16 protein-coding genes are annotated in these 23,260 nt (G+C 63.3%); 3 read left to right on the top strand and 13 right to left on the bottom strand.

Features of this window, described 5'->3' with window-relative positions; genetic code table 11:
* Positions 1-3: 3 nt before the first annotated feature.
* Both NKK50_RS08290 and NKK50_RS08285 read right to left on the bottom strand, forming a co-directional pair.
* Complete coding sequence (locus NKK50_RS08290) at positions 4-3,363, bottom strand: transglutaminase family protein (RefSeq protein ID WP_352499091.1); 3,360 nt, start codon at positions 3,361-3,363, stop codon at positions 4-6.
* A 248-nt stretch (positions 3,364-3,611) separates the two neighbouring features.
* Positions 3,612-4,808: an acyl-CoA dehydrogenase gene (locus tag NKK50_RS08285; protein WP_023751298.1), complete on the bottom strand. Its 1,197-nt coding sequence runs from the start codon at positions 4,806-4,808 to the stop codon at positions 3,612-3,614.
* 106 nt (positions 4,809-4,914) lie between these two features.
* On the opposite strand from NKK50_RS08285, the gene NKK50_RS08280 reads away from it, so the two are divergent.
* Positions 4,915-5,826 carry a LysR family transcriptional regulator gene (locus NKK50_RS08280; RefSeq protein WP_286439811.1) on the top strand — a complete coding sequence of 304 codons (912 nt, stop codon included), beginning with the start codon at positions 4,915-4,917 and terminating at the stop codon, positions 5,824-5,826.
* A gap of 11 nt (positions 5,827-5,837) precedes the next feature.
* Here the strand turns inward: NKK50_RS08280 and NKK50_RS08275 are convergent, their stop codons facing one another.
* The 9 genes from NKK50_RS08275 to NKK50_RS08235 form a co-directional block, all read right to left on the bottom strand.
* Positions 5,838-6,020 carry a hypothetical protein gene (locus NKK50_RS08275; protein ID WP_023714001.1) on the bottom strand — a complete coding sequence of 61 codons (183 nt, stop codon included), beginning with the start codon at positions 6,018-6,020 and terminating at the stop codon, positions 5,838-5,840.
* Positions 6,021-6,085: 65 nt separating this feature from the next.
* Complete coding sequence (locus NKK50_RS08270) at positions 6,086-8,407, bottom strand: Tex family protein (RefSeq protein ID WP_352499090.1); 2,322 nt, start codon at positions 8,405-8,407, stop codon at positions 6,086-6,088.
* Between the two features lie 114 nt (positions 8,408-8,521).
* On the bottom strand, positions 8,522-9,703 hold the full coding sequence (locus NKK50_RS08265; protein ID WP_352543254.1) for a serine hydrolase domain-containing protein: 1,182 nt from the start codon (positions 9,701-9,703) through the stop codon (positions 8,522-8,524).
* 33 nt (positions 9,704-9,736) lie between these two features.
* Positions 9,737-10,933 (bottom strand): serine hydrolase domain-containing protein, encoded by a 1,197-nt coding sequence (locus NKK50_RS08260; protein ID WP_023754993.1) that lies wholly within the window; start codon positions 10,931-10,933, stop codon positions 9,737-9,739.
* Positions 10,934-10,995: 62 nt separating this feature from the next.
* Complete coding sequence (locus NKK50_RS08255) at positions 10,996-12,030, bottom strand: ABC transporter substrate-binding protein (protein WP_023671767.1); 1,035 nt, start codon at positions 12,028-12,030, stop codon at positions 10,996-10,998.
* A 23-nt stretch (positions 12,031-12,053) separates the two neighbouring features.
* Positions 12,054-12,854, bottom strand: a complete 801-nt coding sequence (locus NKK50_RS08250; RefSeq protein ID WP_023671766.1) for an ABC transporter permease — start codon at positions 12,852-12,854, stop codon at positions 12,054-12,056.
* Positions 12,847-13,767: an ABC transporter permease gene (locus NKK50_RS08245; RefSeq protein WP_023683466.1), complete on the bottom strand. Its 921-nt coding sequence runs from the start codon at positions 13,765-13,767 to the stop codon at positions 12,847-12,849. The genes NKK50_RS08250 and NKK50_RS08245 overlap by 8 nt, the downstream gene beginning before the upstream one ends.
* Positions 13,768-13,769: 2 nt before the next feature.
* On the bottom strand, positions 13,770-14,870 hold the full coding sequence (locus tag NKK50_RS08240; RefSeq protein ID WP_023683467.1) for an ABC transporter ATP-binding protein: 1,101 nt from the start codon (positions 14,868-14,870) through the stop codon (positions 13,770-13,772).
* A gap of 156 nt (positions 14,871-15,026) precedes the next feature.
* Positions 15,027-16,706 (bottom strand): amidohydrolase, encoded by a 1,680-nt coding sequence (locus tag NKK50_RS08235; protein ID WP_352499088.1) that lies wholly within the window; start codon positions 16,704-16,706, stop codon positions 15,027-15,029.
* 277 nt (positions 16,707-16,983) lie between these two features.
* Between NKK50_RS08235 and NKK50_RS08230 the strand changes: the two genes are divergently transcribed.
* Together NKK50_RS08230 and NKK50_RS08225 are read left to right on the top strand one after the other, a co-directional pair.
* The gene (locus tag NKK50_RS08230; RefSeq protein WP_023686329.1) at positions 16,984-17,637 is read left to right on the top strand and encodes a TetR/AcrR family transcriptional regulator; all 654 of its coding nucleotides are present in this window, start codon (positions 16,984-16,986) and stop codon (positions 17,635-17,637) included.
* A gap of 24 nt (positions 17,638-17,661) precedes the next feature.
* Complete coding sequence (locus NKK50_RS08225; protein WP_023725145.1) at positions 17,662-18,693, top strand: histone deacetylase family protein; 1,032 nt, start codon at positions 17,662-17,664, stop codon at positions 18,691-18,693.
* 87 nt (positions 18,694-18,780) lie between these two features.
* Here the strand turns inward: NKK50_RS08225 and NKK50_RS08220 are convergent, their stop codons facing one another.
* Together NKK50_RS08220 and NKK50_RS08215 are read right to left on the bottom strand one after the other, a co-directional pair.
* On the bottom strand, positions 18,781-19,974 hold the full coding sequence (locus NKK50_RS08220; protein WP_023744235.1) for a TMEM43 family protein: 1,194 nt from the start codon (positions 19,972-19,974) through the stop codon (positions 18,781-18,783).
* Positions 19,975-20,034: 60 nt separating this feature from the next.
* Positions 20,035-22,941, bottom strand: a complete 2,907-nt coding sequence (locus NKK50_RS08215) for a M16 family metallopeptidase (RefSeq protein WP_023833556.1) — start codon at positions 22,939-22,941, stop codon at positions 20,035-20,037.
* Between the last annotated feature and the right edge of the window lie 319 nt (positions 22,942-23,260).

Here is a 23,260-nt window from a genome sequence, read left to right as displayed (position 1 = left end):
TGATCAGAGTCTTGCTGGCCGCCTGAGGTCAAGGGTCATGGGGAAGTCTTCAGAGGCTTCTTCATTGCGCAGCACATAGGCCGACGGCGTATGGCCGCGCGGCTCGAAGCGGGCGAGACGCCTCGCCTCGGCCTCATTGCCGTTGACCGGGAACGTGTCGTAGCTGCGCCCACCTGGATGCGCGACATGGTAGACGCAGCCGCCCACCGCCCGCCCCGACCAACGGTCGTAGATATCGAAGACGAGCGGCGTGTTGACCGGCAGCGCCGGGTGCAGGCCCGACGAAGGCTGCCAGGCCTTGAAGCGCACACCGGCTACCGCGACCTCGCGATTGTCGGTGACCTTCATCGGCACGATTCGGCCATTGCAGACAATGGCATGGCGTTCCGGGTTGAGGCCTTCGGTCCTGACCTGCAGCCGTTCGACCGAGGAGTCGACGAAACGCACAGTGCCGCCGATTGCGCCTTGCTCGCCCATGACATGCCACGGCTCCAGCGCCTGCCGCAGTTCCAGCTTGATGCCGGCATGCTGGACTTCGCCGCAGAACGGAAAGCGGAACTCCAGCTGGGCATCGAACCATTCCGGCCGGAATTCGAAACCGTTGAGCTTGAGGTCGTCGAGCATGTCGAGGAAATCCGCCCAGACATAATGCGGCAGCATGAACCGGTCATGGAGCGAGGTGCCCCAGCGCACGAAGCGGCCATCAAGCGGGTTGTTCCACGCACGGGCGATGATGGCGCGCACCAGCAATTGCTGCGCCAGCGACATGCGCGCATTGGGCGGCATCTCGAAACCGCGGAACTCGACAAGCCCAAGCCGGCCGGTCGGGCCATCGGGCGAAAACAGCTTGTCGATGCAGATTTCCGAGCGGTGCGTATTGCCGGTGACATCGGTCAACAGGTTGCGAAACAGTCGGTCGACCAGCCAAGGCAGCGGTGTGTTGCCCTGGCCCGGATGCGGCACCTGCGCCATCGCGATCTCGAGTTCGTAAAGCGAGTCGTGCCGCGCCTCGTCGAAGCGCGGCGCCTGGCTGGTCGGGCCGATGAACAGGCCGGAAAATAGATAGGACAGCGACGGGCGCCGCTGCCATTGTAGCACCAGGCTCTTCAACAGATCGGGCCGGCGCAGGAACGGGCTGTCATTGGGCGTCGCGCCGCCGACGACGACATGGTTGCCCCCGCCGGTACCGGTGTGGCGGCCGTCGATCATGAACTTGTCGGCGCCAAGCCGCGTCTGCCGTGCTTCCTCGTAGATCGCCGTCGTCGTCGCCACGCAGTCCTGCCAGTTGGCAGCCGGATGGATGTTGACCTCGATGACGCCGGGATCGGGTGCCACCCTGATAACGTTGAGGCGCGGATCGTGCGGCGGTCCATAGCCTTCGATATGCACGGGAAGGCGGATCGACTTGGCCGCGTTTTCTGCGGCTGCGACCAGTTCGAGATAATCTTCCAGCGCCTCGACCGGCGGCATGAACACGCAAAGCCGCCCGTCGCGCGGCTCGACCGAAAGTGCTGTACGCACCGCGCCGCCGATCTCGGTGATCTCCTGCTCCACCCGGTCTTGCTGGCCGGTCGTCGCAGTGAACGATACCGCCTGCTGGCGCCGCGCCATCTCGTCGGCGCCTTCCAGTTCGGCCGGAGCCGGTTCTGGCAGTATGGCTTCCCGCGCCGGCAGCGGTCCACGCGGCAGCGACGGATCGACCGGCACGATATAGGGGAACTGTGCCGGCGGCACATAAGGCAGCGTGCCCAGCGGCAGGCGGTAGCCGACCGGGGAATCGCCCGGCACCAGGAACAGCCGCCCGCGCCGCGTCTTCCATTTCTCCGAGCGCCAGCGCGGGTCCGATGCCTGGCTGTTCCAGCGCTGGACCGGCAGCACATAGCCGGATGGCTTGGTCAGCCCGCGCTCGAACACTTTCGCCATGCGGCTGCGCTCTTCGGGGTCTTCCAGTTTGGAGTTGGACGGATCGACATTGTCGGGCAGCTTACCTTCCTTCAGCAGCCATTCGGCCGGGTCCTCATAGGCCTCGCTGACCATCGCCTTGTCGATGCCGAGTTCGCCGGCGATTGCCGTCAGCAGGTTTTCCGCCTGCTGCGGCCCGACCTTCGCATCGCTCTTTTCGCGCGCGATCAGCGACGGATCGCTCCATACCGGCTGGCCATCGGTGCGCCAATAGAGCGAAAAGGTCCAACGCGGCAGGCTTTCGCCCGGATACCACTTGCCCTGGCCGTAATGGAGGAAGCCGCCCGGCGCGAAGCGTTCGCGCAATTTACGGATCAGCGCATCGGCCTTTTCGCGCTTGGTCGGGCCGACGGCGGCGGTGTTCCACTCGGCGGACTCGAAATCGTCGATCGACACAAAGGTCGGCTCGCCGCCCATGGTCAGCCTGACATCACCCGCTTGAAGTGCGGCGTCGACCTTGTTGCCCAGCGCATCCAGCGCCTGCCAGCTTTCGTCCGAGAATGGCTTGGTGATGCGCGGATGTTCGGCAATGCGGTCGACACGCATGTCGAAGCCGAACTCGACATTGGCAAAGCTCGCCATGCCGGAAATGGGCGCGGCGTTGCGGAAATGCGGCGTGGCCGCCAGCGGCACATGGCTTTCGCCGGTGAGCAGGCCGGACGTCGGATCGAAGCCGATCCAGCCGGCGCCCGGCAGATAGACCTCGCACCAGGCGTGCAGGTCGGTGAAATCGACAGCGGTTCCGGCTGGGCCATCGAGCGCGACCAGATCGGGCTTCAGCTGGATCAGATAGCCGGAGACGAAACGCGCGGCGAGGCCGAGATTCCTGAGGATTTGCACCAGCAGCCAGCTCGAATCCCGGCACGATCCCTTTTTCGCGGCCAGCGTTTCCTCCGGCGAGAACACGCCGGTTTCCATCCGCACGATATAAGCGATCTCCCGCTGCAGCCGCGCATTGAGGTCGACGACGAAATTGACGGTGTTGGTGGCGCTACGGTCGATGGTTGCGAGGAAAGCAGACAGCAGCGGCCCCGCCGGCTCCGGCGTGCGGTAGATGGCGAGATCGTCCCTGATGTCTTCGGGGTACTCGAACGGGAAGGTCTCGGCCGATGGCTCGACGAAGAAATCGAACGGATTGTAGATCGTCATGTCGGCGACGAGGTCGACCTCGATCTTCAATTCCGTCACCGGTTCCGGGAAGACGAAGCGGGCCAGGAAATTGCCGTAGGGGTCCTGCTGCAGATTGACGAAGTGGTTCGCCGGCCCGACCTTCAGCGAATGGCTGAGCACCTTGGTGCGGGAATGCGGTGCCGGCTGCAGCCTGATGACCTGGGGCCCGAGAACCACCGGCCGGTCATATTTGTAATGGGTCAGGTGGTAGACGGCTGCCAGTATTGCCATGGGGCCCCGGAGATCGGCGTTTCTTCAGCCGAACCCTGACACATCTATTGGCCATTCTCCAAGCAGAGATGTTGCGCTGCACCTAAATTAAGCAGCCGAAGCCGGCTACGCTGTGTCGAGATTCAGGTCAGGCCGAGTCGAAAATGGCTGATACCGAGAACCGGAGCAGAGCGTACTTTTGGTACGCGAGCACCGGAAGCGCAGGTATCGGCCATTTGCAGGCCGGCCTCACTTGAATTCGGCACAGCTTAGAAAAACGCCTGTATCCCCGTCTGAGCCCTGCCAAGGATCAGCGCATGCACGTCATGCGTGCCTTCATAGGTGTTGACCGTCTCCAGGTTCTGCGCGTGGCGCATGACGTGGTAGCCGATCTGGATGCCGTTGCCGCCATGCATGTCGCGGGCCTGGCGGGCGATGTCGAGCGCCTTGCCGCAATTGTTGCGCTTGACGATCGAGATCATCTCCGGTGCCATCTTGCCCTCGTCCATCAGCCTTCCGACCCGCAAGCTGGCCTGCAGGCCCAGCGCGATCTCGGTCTGCATGTCGGCGAGCTTCTTCTGGAACAGCTGCGTGCCGGCGAGCGGCTTGCCGAACTGCTTGCGGTCGAGGCCATATTGCCGCGCCCGGCGCCAGCAATCGTCGGCCGCGCCCATCGCGCCCCAGGAAATGCCGTAGCGCGCGCGGTTGAGGCAGCCGAACGGACCGCCGAGGCCCTTGGCGTTGGGCAGCAGCGCATCTTCGCCAACCTCGACGCCTTCCATCACCACTTCGCCGGTGATCGACGCGCGAAGGCTGAGCTTGCCGCCGATCTTCGGTGCCGAAAGCCCCTTCATGCCCTTTTCCAGCACGAAGCCGCGGATTTCGTCCTTGCCGTTGTCGCCCTTGAGCTTCGCCCAGACGACGAACACATCGGCGATCGGCGCGTTGGAGATCCACATTTTCGAGCCGGAAATCCTGTACCCGTTCGCGGTCTTCTCGGCCCGCGTCTTCATACCGCCGGGATCGGAACCCGCATCCGGTTCGGTCAGGCCGAAGCAGCCGATCCATTCGCCGGAGGCCAGCTTAGGTAGAAATTTCTTGCGCTGTTCTTCCGAGCCATAGGCATGGATCGGATACATCACCAGCGACGACTGCACGGACATCATCGAGCGGTAGCCGGAATCGACCCGCTCGACCTCGCGCGCCACCAACCCGTAGGTGACGTAATTGGCGCCGAGCCCGCCATATTCCTCGGGAATGGTGATGCCGAGCAGGCCGGCCTCGCCCATCTCACGAAAAATGCCGGCGTCGGTCTTTTCCTCGAGATAGGCCTCCTCGATGCGCGGCGCGAGCTTGTCGGCGGCAAAGGCGGCCGCGCCATCGCGCACCATGCGCTCATCCTCGGAAAGCTGGTTCTCGATCAGGAAGGGGTCTTCCCAGACGAACGCGTTCTTGTCGGCGGCCATGGCTTCGCTCTCTCCCAAAATCTTGAAGTGCTCGGGCTTATCCACCTCCGCTTCGGAAAAATCAAACAAAATTGCATCACAGATCAATGAGGTTTAGTAATGGATCATGAACGTCCAACGCCGGCTTTTACCCAGCACCAGCGCCCTTGCCGCCTTCGAGGCCGTGGCCCGCCTTGGCTCCTTCACCGCTGCCGCCCAGGAACTCGATTTGACCCAAGGGGCCGTCAGCCGCCAGATAGCACTTCTGGAGGAACAGTTCGGCCGCCGGCTGTTCGAGCGCGACAGCCGCAATGTTCGGCTGTCCACGGCGGGCGAAATCTATGCCGAAGCCGTGCGGGCGGCACTCGGGCAATTGCGCGACGCCGCGCTCGGATTGATGAGCAATCGGCATAGCGGCATGCTGAACCTCGCCATACTGCCGACCTTCGGCACGCGCTGGCTGATGCCGCTGATCCCGGATTTCGTCGCAGAAAACCCTGACATCACCATCAACTTTGTCACCCGCATCGGCCGCTTCGACTTCGCCCGCGAGCGGCTCGACGCCGCCATCCATCATGGCCAGCCCGACTGGCCGGACGCCGACTCCACGCTTCTGATGCGCGAGACCGTAATGCCGGTGGTCTCGCCAGACTTCCTTGCCAGCCGCGATATCACCACGGCGGCCGACATCAGCCGCCTGCCGCTGCTGCACATGGCGACGCGTCCCGGGGCCTGGGGCGAATGGTTCGAGGAACAGGGCTTGAGCGCACCGATCGGACCCGGCATGCAGTTCGAGCAATTCGGCACCGTTGCCCAAGCCTGCATGGCGGGGCTTGGCGTCGCGCTCCTGCCGCAAGTTCTTATCGCCGGCGAATTGCAGCGCGGTCAGCTCGTGCAGGCGCCGGGACAGCCGATGCAAAGCCGCAGCGCCTACTACCTCGTCGTCCCGAACGACAAGCGCGGCCACCCGCCCGTCGTCAGCTTTCGCGACTGGCTGCTGGGCCAGGTTGAGAAGGAACCGGCCGTTCTGGCCTGGTAGCTACTTCCGCTTCATCGGCTCGGTTTCCGGCTGGAAGCGCAGCGTTTTTGCGACTTGCGTTCGGCAACTTTCGCATCGAGCTTGCTTTTGATCCGGGCGAAAGCCTGGTCTCCATCGACCGAACTGCCACTCGCCATGCCCCCGTCCCAAAGACGCCCCAACTCTTGGACACTCACTTTCTCGAAACTTGCCATATCGCGCGTATCTCCACACAAGGATGGTAGATAACGCTCTAGCGATTGCAAGGAACCATTCGAGGCTACTTCCGCTTCAAGGCATCGGCCAGCGCCGCACCAAACGCGCCTTGCTGTGCCGGTCCTTCCGGCTGACGCTGCGGCATCGGCGAAGGTTGCGCCGGCTTGCCGCCGCCATTGTCGCGCGGCCCCTTCGGCGTCCCGCCCTCGCCGCCGTCCTTGCGCATGGACAGCGCGATGCGCTTGCGCTTGATGTCGACATCGACGACCCGCACCTTCACCACATCGCCCGCCTTCACCACCTCATGCGCGTCCTTGATGAAACGATCGGCCAGTTGCGAGACATGCACCAGCCCGTCCTGGTGCACGCCGATATCGACGAAGGCGCCGAAGGCCGCGACATTGGTGACGGTGCCTTCGAGAAGCATGCCGGGCTTCAGATCCTTGATATCGTCGACGCCGTCGGCAAAGGTCGCCGTCTTGAAGCCGGGGCGCGGGTCGCGGCCGGGCTTTTCCAGCTCCGCAATGATGTCGCGCACCGTCGGCAGGCCGAACCGTTCGTCAACGAAGACGCGCGGATCGAGCGCCTTGAGCGCGGCACTGTCTCCCATCAGCGAGCGCACATCGCGACCGCAGGCAGCGACGATCTTCTTGGCCACGCCATAGGCTTCCGGATGGACCGACGAGGCGTCGAGCGGCTCGCTGCCATTGGCAATGCGGAGGAAGCCTGCGGACTGTTCGAACGCGCGCGGGCCGAGCCGCGCTACCTTGAGCAGTTCCTTGCGGCTGGCGAACGGCCCGGTCGCATCGCGATGCGCGACAATGGCATCGGCAAGCGACGCGCCCAGGCCTGACACGCGGGCCAAGAGCGGCGCCGAGGCGGTGTTGAGATCGACGCCGACAGCATTCACCGCGTCCTCCACCACCGCCTCCAGCGAGCGGCCAAGCCGGTACTGGTCGACATCATGCTGGTACTGGCCAACGCCGATCGATTTCGGCTCGATCTTGACCAGTTCGGCGAGCGGGTCCTGCAGGCGCCTGGCGATCGACACCGCACCGCGCAGCGACACGTCGAGCCCGGGAAACTCAGCCGCCGCTGTCGCGGAGGCCGAATAGACCGAGGCGCCGGCTTCGCTGACGATCACCTTGAGCGGCTTTGGCCCACCATCCGAAGGCATGTCGGACAGCATGTCGGCGACCAGCTTTTCAGTCTCGCGGCTGCCGGTGCCGTTGCCAATCGAGATCAGCTCGACCTTGTGCAGGCGGATGAGCTTGGCGAGCTCCGCCTGTGTGCCGCGCACATCGTTCCGCGGCGGAAATGGATAGACCGTCGTCGTCGCCAGCACCTTGCCGGTGCCATCTACCACCGCGACCTTGACGCCGGTGCGGATGCCGGGATCGAGCCCCATGGTCGGACGCGATCCTGCGGGCGCTGCCAGCAGCAAATCCTTGAGGTTGCGTGCAAAGACATGGATCGCCTCTTCCTCCGCCCGCTCGCGCAGGTCACGCATCAAATCGAGCGTCAGGTGCAGCGAAAGCTTGATCCGCCAGGTCCAGCCGGCGACTTCCATCAGCCAGCGGTCGCCCGGCAGGCTGCCGCCGATGGCGTAGGCATTGGCGATCATCCGCTCGACCGGCTTCACCGGCGAGGCATGGTCGGCATCGACCTCGATGTCGAGCGACAACACCTCTTCGTTGCGGCCGCGCAGCATGGCCAGCGCACGGTGGCTCGGAACATTTGCCCAACGCTCGACATGGTCGAAATAGTCGGAGAATTTCGCCCCGGCCTCCTGCTTGCCGTCGACGACACGGGCACGCATGAAAGCGCGCTCCTTCATGTAGGTTCGCAATTTGCCGACCAGATCTGCATTTTCCGCGAACTGTTCCGACAGGATGTCGCGTGCGCCTTCCAGTGCGGCCTTGGCGTCGGTCACATCCTCGGTCACATAAGCCAGCGCCGCCTCGGCGGGCACCAACGACCGGTTGGCCAAAATAGCCTCCGCCAATGGCCCCAGCCCGCGCTCCCGGGCGATCTCGGCCTTGGTGCGCCGCTTGGGCTTGTAGGGCAGGTAGATGTCTTCCAGTTCAGCCTTGGTGGCGGCAGCCACAATTTTGGCCTCAAGTTCTTCGGTCAGCTTGCCCTGCTCGCGGATCGAACCGAGAATGGTATCGCGGCGCGCATCGAGTTCGCGCAGATAGGCCAATCGCTCGGCAAGGTCGCGCAATTGGGTGTCGTCGAGCCCGCCGGTGACCTCCTTGCGGTAGCGCGCCACAAACGGCACCGTCGCGCCCTCATCGAGCAGCCCTATAGCTGCCGATGCCTGCTCCGGCCGCGCCCCGATCTCTGCCGCGATGATGGATGCGATGCGTTTGCTGTCTGCTGCCATGCTGGTCCCTGTCGCAAAGAGCGGCGACCATAGGCGCTGATGTCCGTCACGCCAACCGCAGTGTTCTCAAGCGTCAAAGAGGTCCACAGGAAAGCGCCTTGCTTTGGCTCGTCCTCAGACCATCCCGCTCAGCGCCTCGAAAAAGGCAACGATCTCGCGTTCGAGCGGATAATCTTCAGGCACCGGCTGCGACCCCATTTTTGCAATCACCACTTCCATCTTCGGATCGACGTAGAGCCATTGGCCGTGGATGCCGATGCCGCAGAAGGCGCCGTTTGCCGCCCCCGTCTGGTACCATTTGTTACGGTAACGGCCCTTCGGGAACAGATGCACCATCGTGCCGCGCTGCCAAGTCTCCGCGCTGCCGCCGGCAACGGTCGTATCCCGCACCCAGCCTTCCGGCACGATGCCGCGGCCATTGGCCGTGCCGCCCTGCCGCATCATCTCGCCGATACGCGCCAGGTCGCGCGGCGTCACCGAAATGCCGCCGGCGGTGCGCGCCGTACCTTCCATGTCGACGCCGATCGAAGCCTCGCTGACAGCACCCAGCGGTAGCCACAGTTTCTCGCGCATCAGGTCCGGGAAGCGCTGGCCGGAAGCTCGTTCGAGCAACAGGCCGAGCAGATCGGAATTGGGCGAACGGTAGCGGAAGGTTTTGCCGTGCGGTTCTTCGAGCCGCTGCAAGGTCAGAATGAATTCGCGCAAGCTTTCAGTGCCGCCGCCCGGATTCCACAGCGTAGCGCGACGGTAACGGGCAAAGGCGCTTTCGGGATCGAGATAGGCCTCCTCGAAGTCGAGGCTGACGCTCATGTCGAGCACATGCCGGCAGCTTGCATCGGCATAGGCCGAACCGACGGCTTCCGGAATGTACTGGGTCACCGGCGCTTCCGGGTCGAACACGCCCTCGCCTTCCAGTATTCCGGCGATGATCGCGGTGACCGATTTGCTGATCGAAAAGATGATGTGACGGGCGCCGAAATCCATATTGGGCGCGAACCAGTCGCCGATGACCTTGCCAGCCTTCATCACCGTCAGCGCGTCGCTGGTCGAACGTGTGAGGAATTCGGCCACCGTTTCCGGGGCGCTGGCGATCGAAACCTTTTCGCCGAGCAGGCCGCTCAGGTCCCGCACCGGCGCTTCGACGCTTCCCGGCGTCGCCGCCACGGGAGCGGTCGGCACCAGTTCGCCAAGGTTCTGGAATGACCAGCGGTTGAAGGGGTTTTCGCGCCAGTTGGAGAGCAGCACCTCATTGCGGGCAAAGCCGTAGCGGATCTCGAACGCAGTCTTGCCAGTCATGAACGTTTCCTCGGAGGGATGATTTGTTGTGGGTCAACCAAGCGCCTTGGCGATGGCGTGCACCGCCTTCAGCGTTGCCACCGAATAGGCGACATTGCTGAAATCCGGATAGCTTGAAAGCTTGACCACGACCATGCCGGTGTCCCAGTCGATATGGATCATCTGCCCGAACACGCCCCGGCACATCAGCGCGCGTGAGCGCGGGTCTTCGATCCAGAACTGGTTGCGATAGCTGCCTTCGGGCAGGCTCGGATTGAAGTCCGGCCCATGCCTGCCGTTGCGCGTCGCCTCGACCCAGTCGGCCGGCACGATGCCGCGGCCCTTGTCGAGGATCAGCTGGCCGAAGCGGGCGTAATCGCGCAGCGTCGCGTTGAAGCCGCCATCGGCCAGCGCATAGCCGGCGCTGTCGACCGTGAAGCAAGCGCTTTCGTCGGCGCCGAGCTTTTGCCACAGCTCCTCGGACACCAGCTGCGCCAGCCGTTTACCGGTGACCCGCTCCATGATGAAGGCAAGCACGTCGGTCTCGATCGAGCGGTACTCGAACGCGGCGCCATGCGGCCGCACCTTGTCCTTCAGCTGCAGGATCAACTCGAACAGATGCGGCGGCCATTGGAAATCCGGATCGCTGTCCGGCGGCACCGGCTTCCAGCCCGTGGCGACATCAACCTGGCCGATGTCGGAGTAACGGTCGGTGTATTCCTCGGAAAAGCGCACGCCGGTGGTCATATCGAGCACATGCTGCACGCTGGCGCCGTCCCAGCCGGTCGCGCCGAGCTCCGGCAGATAGGCGGTCACCGGTTTGGCCGGGTCGATCAAGCCGCGCCCAACCAGAATACCGAACACGGTGCCTGTTACCGACTTCGCCATCGACTGCGACAGATGCAGCGTGCGCTCGGCCATGCCGTTGAAATAGCGCTCATAGGCGACCTTGCCGTCTTTGAGCACCAGGAAGCCGTCCGTGTAGGTCTCGTCGAGCAGGCCAACGAGCGTCGTCGGACGGCCCTTGCTGTCTTCCACCGGCAGCGCGTCGAGATCGGTCTCTGCGCGCTCAAGACGATGGCGATGGCCGTTACCGCGCCAGACCTCGATGGTCGGCAGGAATTCGCGGATGTGTTGGAAGGCCCAGCGATTCCATGGCGGCCGGTCCCAGTCGAGCTTCGGCAGCACCATTTGAGGCGGCGAGCCCTGCATGATCGACGGCCGCGGATCGCTGTTGCGATAGGAGTCCATGAAAGCCATTCCGGAAAAGAAAAGACCCGGCGGCGCATGCCGCCGGGTCTGTCAGACTGCGGTTATTTCTGCAGTTCGGTCCAGATCTTGGTGTAGATGTCCTGGATCTCAGGCGCGCACATCTTCTGGAATTCGCCTTGTGCCTTCGCAGCCTCCGGAATGACGACTTCCGGGGCATCCTTCATATCGGCCGGCATGTACTTGTCCGAGCCGGTAATGGCGTTTGCGTAGCGATGGAAGGCCGAGAGGCCGGCCGCGTTTTCCGGATCCATGATGAAGTTCTGGAACAGCTTGGCGTTCTCGACATTTTTGGCTTCCTTGAGAACGACGACGTTATCGCTCCACAGGCCGTAGCCTTCCTTCGGATAATTGTAATGGATGGCCGGATTGGCCAGCCGCTGACGCAGCGCCGAACCGTTCCAGTCGCTGGTCGCCTTGAAGTCGCCGGCGCCCATCTTTTCGATGGTGTTGTATTCCATGGCGATCCAGTTCGGCTTGGCCGCGACAAGCGTGTCGCGCACCTTCTTCAGCACCGTCTTGTCGTCGGTGCACTGCTGGCCGCCGACATATTTGATCGCCGCGAAGATAACGTCATTCATCTCGGGAACGACATTGGTCTTGCCCTTCAGCTCGTCCGGCGTGTTGAAGATGATGCCCCAGCTGTCGGCTGGTCCCTTGTAGGCATCGGTGTTGACGACGACGCCGACGGTGCCCAGCGCCCACGGCACGGAATATTTGCGGCCGGGGTCGAAGTCTGGATTGGCCCATTCCGGCGCCACGTTCTTGAAGTTCTCCATCTTGCCCGGATCGGTCTCCTGCACGAGGCCCTCCTTGATCCAGATCGGCACGTAGGTTTGCGACGGAACGGCGATGTCGAAGCCGGTGCCGCCCTGGCGTACCTTGGCGAGCGCCGTATCGTTGGAATCGTAATCGGTGATCGTCACCTTGACGTTGTATTTGGCTTCGAACTTTTTGATCACATCGGGGCTGGTATAGTTGCCCCAATTGTAAATGTTCAGCTCGCCATCGGCGCGGGCCAGGCTCGTCGTTGCGAGCAGCGCCAACCCGATGGCGGCTGTCGTTGTTTTCCAGTTCATGGTTTTAGCTCCCATTTGTCGGTTCAGTCTCTTTTCCTGCTGACGAAGAAAAACAACGTGACGATCGCGACCGAAAGCAGCAGGAAGGCGGTCGATATCGCGTTGATCTCAGGCGTGATGCCGCGGCGGATCTGGCCGAGCATGTAGGTGGGCAGCGTATCCTGGCCGCCCGATTTGACAAACTCGGTGATGACGACGTCATCGAGCGAGATGACGAAGGCCAGCATCAGTCCGGCCAGTATGCCGGGCCACAAAAGCGGCAGCGTGATGCGGCGGAAGGTCTTCCAAGGCGTCGCGTACAGATCGGCGGCCGCGCGCTCCAGCGTCAGGTCCATGTTTTCCAGCCGCGCCCGGATCGGCAGATAGGCGAACGGGATGCAGAACGCCGTGTGCGCGGCGATCAGATAGCCAATGCCGGAATAGCCGGTGAAGATCTTGATGCGCGAGAAGAAGATCAGCAGCGCCACGCCGGTGACGATCTCGGGTACCATCAGCGGCTGGTTGATCGCCGCATATTTGAAGGTGAGGCCCGGATAGGACGCGGTGCGCGTGGTGGCGAGCGCGGCCATGGTGGCAAAGATTGTCGACAGCACCGCAGCGACGGCGCCGATCTGGAACGAGCGTAGCGTCGCGTCGATAACTTGCACGTTCTGCCAAGCCGACTGGAACCAGCGCATCGAAAAGCCGCCCCATTCGGACGTCGAGTTCGCCGCGTTGAAGGCATAGGCGACCAGCACGATGATCGGCAGATAGAGCACGATAAAACAGGTCGCAGCGATCACCGTGAAGCCGGTCTGGTGCTTGATGGAAAAGTTCTTAGCCATGCCGCGCCCCCGACTTGCCGGCATTGCGCACATAGGCAAGCAGCGCCACCATGACGATGATCATCACCGTGATCGACAGCGCCGAGCCGAGCGGCCAGTTGCGGCCTTGGCCGAACTGCAATTCGATCAGGTTGGACAGCATCATATTCTTGCCGCCGCCAAGCACGCTCGGCGTCACATAGGCGCCAAGGGCTGGAATGAAGACCAGGATGGAGCCGGCAATGACGCCGGGTTTGACCAGCGGGAAAATGATCTTCCGCAATACATTGAAACGGGTCGCGTAGAGGTCGTAGCCCGCCTCGACGAGGCGAAAATCAAGCTTCTCCATGCTGGCATAGATCGGCAGCACCATCAGCGGCAGATAGACATAGGCCATGCCGATCAGAATCGCCGTGTCGGTGAAGAGAATCTGCACCGGCGCTGAGACGATACCAAGCTTCATAAGGATGGTGTTGATGATGCCTTCGTTGCGGATGATCTGCAGCACGGCGAAGGTGCGGATCAGAAGGTTGGTCCAGAACGGAATGGTGATCAGGAACAGCCAGAGATCCCTGGTTTTCTCGCTGCGCGTCGCCATGAAATAGGCGGTTGGAAACCCCAACGCCAAAGTGGCGATCGTCGTTATCACCGCCAGCTTGATCGAGCGCCAGAAGATGGTGACATGCGCTGCCGCAAGCGAAAGCGTATCGTCGAAAATGTCGCGTTCCATGAACACCGACAGCCAGGCATCGGGCGAAAACTGCCACTTCACATCGCCATAGGGGCCAGGCGTCAGGAACGAGTAGATCAGCACGATCAGCAAGGGGCCGGTCGCGGCGAGGAAGATCACCAGCAAGGCTGGCGCTGACAGCAGCCAGCGGTCGCGCACATCGCGCCGCTCCGCTGCCTTGGCGACTTGTTCCGCGGTCGCCATGATCAGTCCTTCAGCACTTGCGCGGCGTCGTTGCCGATCATGATGCCGATCTGGCCGCCCTGCACGAAGCCGTCACCGGCGCCGCGGCTGTTCTGACGCCGCACGATGAACGGCTCGCCACCGGCAAGGCGCAGATGGAAGTGCGTGTCGGTGCCGAGATAGACGATGTTTTCGACGGTGCCGGACAGCGAAGCGATCGGGCTGGCCGTGCCCAACTGCGCATGCTCTGGACGCACGACGATGGTGACCTTGCCGCTGGGGCTGAAGCCTTCCGGCAGCGAGGCTGGGATTTCCACACCAGACGGCAGCTTCACCGTCGCCCGGCCACCAGTCGCGCTAACCACATCCGCCTTGAGGAAGTTCGACTCGCCGATGAAGTCGGCGACGAAACGCTCGGCCGGCCGGTCGTAGATGTCGCGCGGCGAGCCGACCTGCAGGATTTTGCCCGACGACATCACCGCGATGCGGTCCGACATGGTCAGCGCTTCCTCCTGGTCGTGGGTGACGAAGATGAAGGTAATGCCCGTCTCGTGCTGCAGCCGCTTCAATTCGATCTGCATTTCCTTGCGCAGCTTGTAGTCGAGCGCCGAGAGCGGTTCGTCGAGCAGGAGCACCTTGGGCTGCGGCGCCAGCGCCCGGGCGAGCGCCACGCGCTGCTGCTGGCCGCCGGAGATCTGGCTGGTTCGGCGACCCGCCAGCGCCTCCATCTTCACCAGTTTCAGCATCTCGGCGACGCGCGCCTTGATCTCGGCCTTCGGCTTGCCCAGCATTTCCAGGCCAAAGCCGATATTGTCGGCGACCGTCATATGCGGGAACAGCGCGTAGGATTGGAAGACGGTGTTGACCGGCCGCTTGAAGGGCGGCAACGGCGCGATGTCCTGACCGTAGAGGAGGATTTCGCCGGCGGTTGGAAAGTCGAAGCCGGCAATCAGCCGCAGCAACGTGGTCTTGCCGCAGCCGGATGGTCCCAGCAGGGTGAAGAACTCATTCTCGCGGATGGATACCGAGACCGTATCGAGGGCAGCGACCTGCCCCTCACCCGATCCGAAAATTTTACTGACGTTTACGACTTCAATTGCATTCCGATCCGGTTTTTCCGGCACGATACGCCTCACTGTTGACCCCGCTCTTGCTGGCGGAGTTTTTCCCCTGTTCGATGTGACCACACGGCCGGTAGGTTGGCAAGTCCGGCATTGAATCACAGTTCAGTCGGTCATTTCGTCTTGCAAGCGGCAAGCTGTGCAAGCCGCATGCCATTGTCAGGCCTGGTAGGTGACCTTGCCACCGCAGACCGTCGTCACCGGTCGCAGCTTGTGCAGATCGGCGGGCGCCGTCTTCTCGATATCGGCCGACAAAACCACCAGATCCGCCATGTAGCCGGGTTTCAGAACGCCTTTGCGATGCTCGGCGAATTCGGCACAGGCGCCCTCGACCGTGTAGGCGGCAATCGCTTCCTGCAGCGAGAAACTCTGGTCAGGATCGCCTTCTGCCCATGGTTTGCGCTGCACTGCCGCCTGAATGCTCAGGATCGGGTCGATCGCCGCCACCGGCCAGTCCGAGGCGAACACGACATGGGCGCCGGCGCTTTTCAGGGTGCGCCAGGCATAGCTCAGCGGCCAGCGGGCCGGTCCGATGCGTGACACCGTCGGCTCCAGTGGAAAATCCATGGCGCCGGGCGGATGCGACGGCTGCATCGAGGCGATGACGCCGAGTTCGGCAAAACGCGGCACGTCGGCTGCTGTGGTGACCTCGATGTGCTCAACCCTGTGCCGGCTGTCGCGCTTGCCATTGAGCTTCTGCGCTGCCTCGTAACCGTCGAGCACTGCGCGCACCGCGCCGTCACCGATCGAGTGCACCGCGATCTGCAGCCCGCGTTTGTCGATAGCCACGGCGAGATCGATAAATTGCTGCGGCGTGAACAGCGGCTCGCCGACCCAGTCGGGACGATCCGCATAGGGTTCGACCATAACAGCGGTCCAGGAATCGAGCACGCCGTCATAGAACACCTTGACCATGCCCGATGACAGCCACTCACTGTGGTAGCGCTCGGCCATGACGGACGCCTTCTCGAGCATGTCGAGTGTCATGAAATTCTTGTAGTGGAACGGGATCTTGACGCGGCAGGGCAATCCCTCCTCGGCCTCGATCTCGGAAAGCAGTTCGAGCTGGTAGAGATTGCCGTCCATGTTCTGGATCGAGGTGATGCCGTGGCGCGCGGACCATGCAAGCCCGCGCCGCATGATGTCACGGTCAGCGGCCCGCTCGGCGGCCGACGGCATTGGGTCGGGCTCACCGCCGGTCGACAGCCCCAGCCGCACCCGGCTTTCGCCGGCAAGGTCGAGCACCGGACCGAAGGCCTCGCCCTCGCGCAATTCGCCCGCGGCCAGGCCGTCGCCACCCATCACGATCTCGTTGCCCGGACCGAGCGTGCGTCCCTTCAGGATGCCGGCTATCTCCAACGCCTTGGTGTTGGCCCACATCGTATGGTGGTCGGGCGCTGCCATGCAGAAGGGGCGGTCGGGCAGGATGGCGTCGAGATGATGGCGTGTCACCCGCTCGTCGCCGAGCACGGTGTAGTCGACGCCCTGGCCCACAAGCATTTTCGCCTCGGGCCGCGTCGTTGCGTAGTCGCGGATGGCGCTTTGAAGCGCCTCGAAGCCATGGATACCGCCGAGTTGAAGATGCGCGAGCTCGGCCCCTCCCGAGAACAGATGCATGTGGGCTTCGATGAAACCGGGCAGGACCGAACCGCCCTTGGCGTCGATCACCTCTGTGGTCGTTCCCTTGAGTTTTTCGATGGCGGCGTGGTTGCCTATGGCGATGATGGCGCCGTCCTTGACGGCAATCGCATCGGCGGCGGGATTGTCATCGTCCATGGTCCGCACGCGACCATTGATGACGATCAGATCAGCATTTTGACCCGCACCCGTGACAGACATCGCGACTCCGCGCTTTTGACGACTGGCTGAGACCGACAACCCTCTTGTCCGACAAGCTGCCACTCCGCTGGAGCGGCGTTATCGGACGAAAACTGATGCCAGTGCGCTGTTTCGAAATTCCCCTTGTGATCTCTCAAAACAGCGTGGATAAAAGAATGCGACTAATTATTCGCATTTGTCAACGTGCCGAATTTCGAATGTATTGTGGACAACACACCACGCCAATGTTGAGACCGGGACCTGTGTTGAAACCGGCAGGGAACGAAGGCATCAATCCGTGAAGCGCAGTCTCAGCCGCGAAACCAGGATGGCGCTCGAACCGCGCAAGCAGCCGCGGCAGGAACGGTCGAGCAAGGTGGTCGACCGGATACTCGACGCGGCTTTGATCCTGACGCGGGAGCAGGGAACCAAGACGCCGACGACGCTCGCCATTGCCCGGCGCGCGGGCCTGTCGGTCGGTTCGGTCTACCAGTACTTTCCCAACAAGGAAGCCATTCTCCTCGACCTCGCCCGGCGCTGGCTGTCGTCGTTTCCCGAGGTGATCGCCAGGCGCATCGAGGTCACCCCACCCACCAACCGCGACGAGTTTCGGCAGGAGGTGCGCAAGCTCTTCATCGATACCTCCAGAATATATCTCGAAAACGCCACCCTGATGCCGGTGATCGAGGCGATATCCGGCAATGCCGACCTCAGGCCGATCCAGGACGAATATGACGAGCAGATCATCGCGCTTTACGCCGCGTGGCTGCAGCATGTGAACCCGGCCCTTGAAGACAAGATCGCCAGCCGGCTCGGCGTGCTGATGATGGATGTCGGGCACGCCTGCCGGCTTGTGGGGTTGAAGCGGGATCGCAAGACATACGACCTCATCGAGGACGATGTGGAAAGAATGTGGCTCGCTTTGGTCACCCCCTATCTCAACCTTGACTGATTTCGCTATTTCGAGAGGAAATTCATGAAGACTGTCTATTCGCCGCTTCATACCGGCCATGCCGGCCAGATGGAACTGGTCACGTCGGCAATCGTGCCGGGTTTCGAAAAGCCGTCGCGGGCCGAGTTCATCAAGGCGCGGGTCGAGAGCGAGAAGCTGGGGCCGATCATCGGACCGGTCGAGCACGATCTCACAGCCGCCAAGCGCATCCACAAGGCCGACTATATCGACTTCCTGCCGACCGTCTGGCCGGCGTGGAAGGCCGCCGGCTTCGAGGGCACGGCGATGCCCTTCACCTGGCCGACGCGCGGCCTGCGCGGCGACGTGCCACCCAAGCGCGTCGACGCCTTGCTCGGCTACTATTCCTTCGACGCCGGCGCCACCTTCGTCGAAGGCACATGGACCGCGATCAAATCGTCCTACGACGTGGCGCTGACGGCGGCGGCCTTGGTCAAGGGTGGCGAGCGGTCGGCCTTCGCGCTCTGCCGCCCGCCCGGCCATCACGCCGGTGCCGGGTTCATGGGCGGCTACTGCTACATCAACAATGCCGCGGTCGCCGCGCAGTGGTTCCTCGATCAGGGCGCAAAACGCGTCTCGATCCTCGACGTCGACTATCACCACGGCAATGGCACGCAGGAGATCTTCTATGAACGCGCCGACGTGCAGGTTCTCAACCTGCATGGCGATCCCATGGTGGAGTATCCGTTCTTCCTCGGCCATGCCGATGAACGCGGCGCCAGCGCCGGCGAAGGTTTCAACGTCAATTATCCCATGCCCTTCGGCACCAATTGGGACGCCTGGAACGCCTCGCTGGAGGATGCCTGCGCCAAGCTCGCCGCCTACGCCCCCGATATCGTCATCGTGTCGCTCGGCGTCGACACCTTCGAGAAGGACCCGATCAGCCAGTTCAAGCTGAAAAGCCCGGACTATCCGAAGATCGGCCATCGCATCGCCAAGCTCGGCCTGCCGACGCTGTTCGTGATGGAAGGCGGCTACGCCGTCGAGGAGATCGGCATCAACGCCGTCGGCGTGCTCACCGGCTTCGAGGACAAATAGGAAAGCAATTCCAGGATAAGTGTGAGGCGGTTTTCCGGCCGGAATTGCGCCAAGGAGATATGGGGCGGCTCCGGCCGCCCCGACCATCTAGGCGGCCGCAGCCGGGTTGGGTGCAACCACCGGAACGGCTGGCCTTCGCAACCGGCCGATGCGGTAGACAATCACCGCCGCAATCACGCCTGTCGCCAGGATGGCCACCGCCAGCAACGGCCGGTACCAGAACCAGGCAATCGCAATCGTCACCGTGCCGACCAGGATCGCCAGGACGAAGGCGATAATGCCGGTACCCATCCGCGCCATGCTGCCGAGGAAGGGTATGACATCGAGGATCACCCCGATCGGGCTGAGGAACAGCGCAAAGCCTATGGTCAGCAACAGCAAGCCGGCGCCGCGCAGCAGCCAGGTGATCAGCGTGTTGGCGCTGACGGCGTCGGCGAACATCTTTTCGGCCGGGACGTTGCCGGTGTCGACCATCAGCAGCGCATCGCCGGCTTGCGTCTGGTAGGGCTCGAAGCGGCTGTCGGCCTGGCGCGCGATGATGCTGATCACGCCCAGCGGCGCCAGTTCGTAGCCGATGCGATAGTCGCCCAAAGCGGGCGTCGTGTTGTCATTGCCGAGAAAAATCTTGCCATCGACGATGCTGAGCGGTTTCGTTCCGGTATAGGCAGCCTTTATCGCCGCCGACTGGTCGGCTGAGAGCGAATAGTCCTTGTCACCCTCGATACGGTCCAGCACTGGCGTATCGAGATCGAAGGCGACAAGCTTGCCCTCAGGAATCTGGAAGGTCCGGCCGTGGATTTCCATCGGCGGATTCTGGTGGCCGTCCGGCTTCTTGAAGTCCGACGAGTCGATCTGGCTGTCGTCCCACACCTTGGAATAGCTGTAGGTGGTCACCGTCTCTTCGCCACCGCCGAGCTTCTTGGTCGTCTCCGACTTGGACTCTTCCTTCCACTGATACATCTCGACACTGCGCGACAGCCGCAGCCCTTGCGTGGCGATGCCGAAATCCGGATCCGCCAGGCCGCTGTCCGCCGTCACCAGTCCGCTGACATGAACCAGCTTGCCGTCATTGGCGGTATCGACGCTGTCGGCGCCGACCGAAACCACCGCTCCAGAACCTTCGGCCAGCGAGCGCGCCGTCTGCACGGCGCGGCCTTCGTTCCAGAACAGCCCGATCACCATCAGCACGATCAGGATAAGGCCGAAGATGACCCCGCCGACCGCGCGCTTGATCCGCCCGAACCACGAGACGGACGTTACTTCCCGAAATGAATCGCTCATCGTTTCCCCGAAACAAAGTTGCCCAAGATTTAAACGCGGCCGGCGGCCGCCTCGTATCGATCAGTCGGCGTGGATCTGCGCGCCGCAATCCCTGTCGCCGGCGCAGGCGTGCACCGCGCGTGTCGTGCCGCCATCGCCAACCCGCCACGGCGAGGCAGACAGCGGCGCCTGGCGATTGCCCCCGAGAAGATCGAGCGCCCGCATCGCCGTGTCTTCGCCAGCCTCGTCACGCTTGACGATCTCGACGTCCTTGAGGCCGATCGCGGCAAGCTGCGGCATCACCACATCGGGGTCGCCCGCCACCACGATCAGCGACGGATCGAGCGACGCCAGGGCCAGCGCCTGTTTCTGAACCGCATCGAGCGTCAGCTTTGTGCGCGCCGCCATGCGGGTTTGCTGGTCCTCCAGCGTCGATCCGCTGCCGACCGCGCCAATCAGCGAGGAGAACAGACCAGCCGACGTCTCGGCCGATCCAGCCAGCGCCCGGCGATAGACGGTCACCGTGCGGTCGACCTCGTCCTGCGCTACCGGCAAGGTTGTCAGGCCGGCAAATCCTTTCAGGATTTCGGTAATCGCCGGCCCGGTGTTGGCGCGCTCGACGGTGGTTGCCACGACCAATCCCGAGCCGGCCTTCATCGGGCTCATCAGATAGCTCGACACGCCATAGGAGTAGCCCTTCTCCTCGCGGATCACCGAATTCAGCCGGCTGGAGAAATCGGCGCCAAGCAGGTTGGAGACCGCGGTCGATTCAGCGCGCTCGCTCTCGTCGGTGCCGGGCGCCGGCCGCGCCACGAACAGCGCCGACTGGCTGGCGCCGGGTTCGGGCACCAGCAGCACTTTCTGTCCCCCGTTGAAATGCGCCGCCGGCGACGGCTCGACGGCATAGCCGGCGGTGTCGCTTGTCCACGCGCCAAATGCTTTTTCAAGGCTGGCGGCGACGGTCGCGACCGGCATCGGGCCGACGCTGTAGAAGGTCACCGCCTTCGGCGTGAACTCCGCCTTGAATGCGTCCCTCGCCTCGTCGAGCGAGATCGAGGCCAGCGCCTTTGCCGACCAGTCCACCGCTGCCTTGCCCGGCACCTGCGGGATCAGCGTCGCCTTTGCCATGCGGCCGGCAACGCCGGGCAGATCCGCCTCGCGGCCGTTTAGCCAGTCGACCGTCTGCGCCATCAGCACCGTCCATTCGGTCTTGTCGAAACGAGGCTTCAGTACCGCGTCGGCGAGCAGCCCAATACCCTGGTCGAGCTTTTCCGGCGGCACGCCAAGCGTCATCATCGTGGCCAGCGTTCCGGCCTGGTGGCTGACGCCGGCGCCGATGTCGCTGGCCGCCTTGGCGAAATCAGCCGAGCCGCGATCGGCGGCCCCGCGTGTCGCCATGCTTGCTGCAAGCTCCAGCAATCCCTCCTTGCCTTCCGGCACGCTGTTCCAGCCGCCGGCGGCACTGGCCGCGACATAGACCATCGGCGCTTCCGGCATTGTGTAGTGGACGAGTTTGATGCCATTCGAGAGCGTCGCCGTTTCCATGGCGGGCAGTGTTGCCGAAGGCGCTTGCCCGGCCGCATGCTTCGGAATGTCGATCGCCGCTCGCTCCGGCGCGGTGAACGGCTGCGGTGTGCCGGACGAGCCGATCAGTGCATCGGGATAGCCGCCGCGCGGGCCGGGCTTCAGCACCAGCACGCTGGCGTCTTCCGGTTTCAACAGCCGCTTCATCGTTGCCTCGAGATCCGCCACGCTGGCGTCCTTCACCCGCGGGTCGTCGACCAGCGCGCTCTGCGCATCGCCGAGCACGTCGGCATTGTAGGAGACGACGCCGGCGCGATCCTTCAATGCTTCGCTGCCGAGCCGCGCTGCCTGCAAGATGCCGGTGCGCGCACGCTCGACATCGACCGGATCGAGCGGGGTCTTCAGGAAATCCGCAAACGCCGTTTTCATCGCGCTTTCCAGCGCTTCCGGCGCCACATCTTCGGCGGCACCCGCCTCGAAGGTAAAGCGGCCACCGAGCAGACCGCCGGTCCAGCTCGCGCTGGCATAGGTGGCAATGCCCAACTGCGAAACCAGCCGGTTGCGCAAAAAACCATATTCGCCGTTGCCGAGCAGTTCGGCGGCAATGCTGAGCGCACCATTGTCGGGCGACTGCGCCACCGGGCCACTGAAGCCGACCACAACGATGGGGCTTGGCACGCGATCCTCGAGCACCAGCTTGAGCCGGGCCTGCGTCGGTTCCGGCACGGCGGGCCGCGCCACATCGGCGCCGCGCGCCACGCGGCCGAACGTGTCGGCAATCAGCGCCTTGGTGTCGTCGATCTCCAAGTCGCCGACCAGCACCAACACCGCATTGTTGGGCAGATAGTAGCTGTTGAAGAAACCCCTGACATCGTCGAGCGTCGCCGCATCGAGATCGGCGACCGAGCCGATGACCATGCGGCTATAGGGATGCGGCTTCGGGAACAGCCCGGACCAGAAAGCTTCCCAGCCGGATGCGCCGGCCTTGTCGAGCACGTTCTGGCGCATCTCGTTCTTGACCACCGAGCGCTGCAGATCGAGCTTGGCCTGAGTCACCGAGCGGCCGAGATTGGCCATGCGGTCGGCCTCCAGCGACAAGATCATCGGCAGTGACGACGACAGCCCGTCGACGTAATAAACCGTGCCGTCTTCGGTGGTCCAGGCATTGATCTCGTTGCCGAGCGCGGCGTGCGCGCCGAACACGTTCGGCCAGGCCGGCGTGCCGGAAAACATCAGATGTTCGAACAGATGCGCAAAGCCCGAGCGTCCCGCGGGTTCATTCATCGACCCGACGCGGTAGCGCAGGTTCATCACCACCTTCGGCACGCGATGGTCGGGCACCAGCACCACCTGCAGCCCGTTGTCGAGCGCATAGGTAACGGTCGGCTCAGCCTTGGCGGGCGCTGCCATGCCGGCAAGAGCCGCAAGCACCACCGTGAACGCCAGGAAAACCTGCTTCATCATGACCCCCGATGCTGATGGCCGCGAGCAAGCGCCGCCAAATCCGCCGTATGACCGAAGGGATGCCCACCCCTGCCGGCTGCCGAGACCCTATCGGAATCGATCGGCCCTCGATACGGCAGTATCGCAACACCCTCTGGCTTTTTCGTGTCGGCGTTTCAGGCCTTTTGCGGCGGAAAAGGCCGCGAAAGCAGCCCCTGAGTCGCTTGAGTCCAATAATATTGATTTTGTCAAATCGCGTTTGATGTCGGATTCATCTGCGGGTAGATTAGACCCGAATCAGCCGGTCCTTGGGGGGCGCGGCGACCACCCAAAGTCTCAA

It is taken from the genome of Mesorhizobium sp. M0001 (assembly GCF_040324255.1).
Taxonomy (GTDB): domain Bacteria; phylum Pseudomonadota; class Alphaproteobacteria; order Rhizobiales; family Rhizobiaceae; genus Mesorhizobium.
This window is presented reverse-complemented; position numbering and strand designations above follow the sequence as displayed.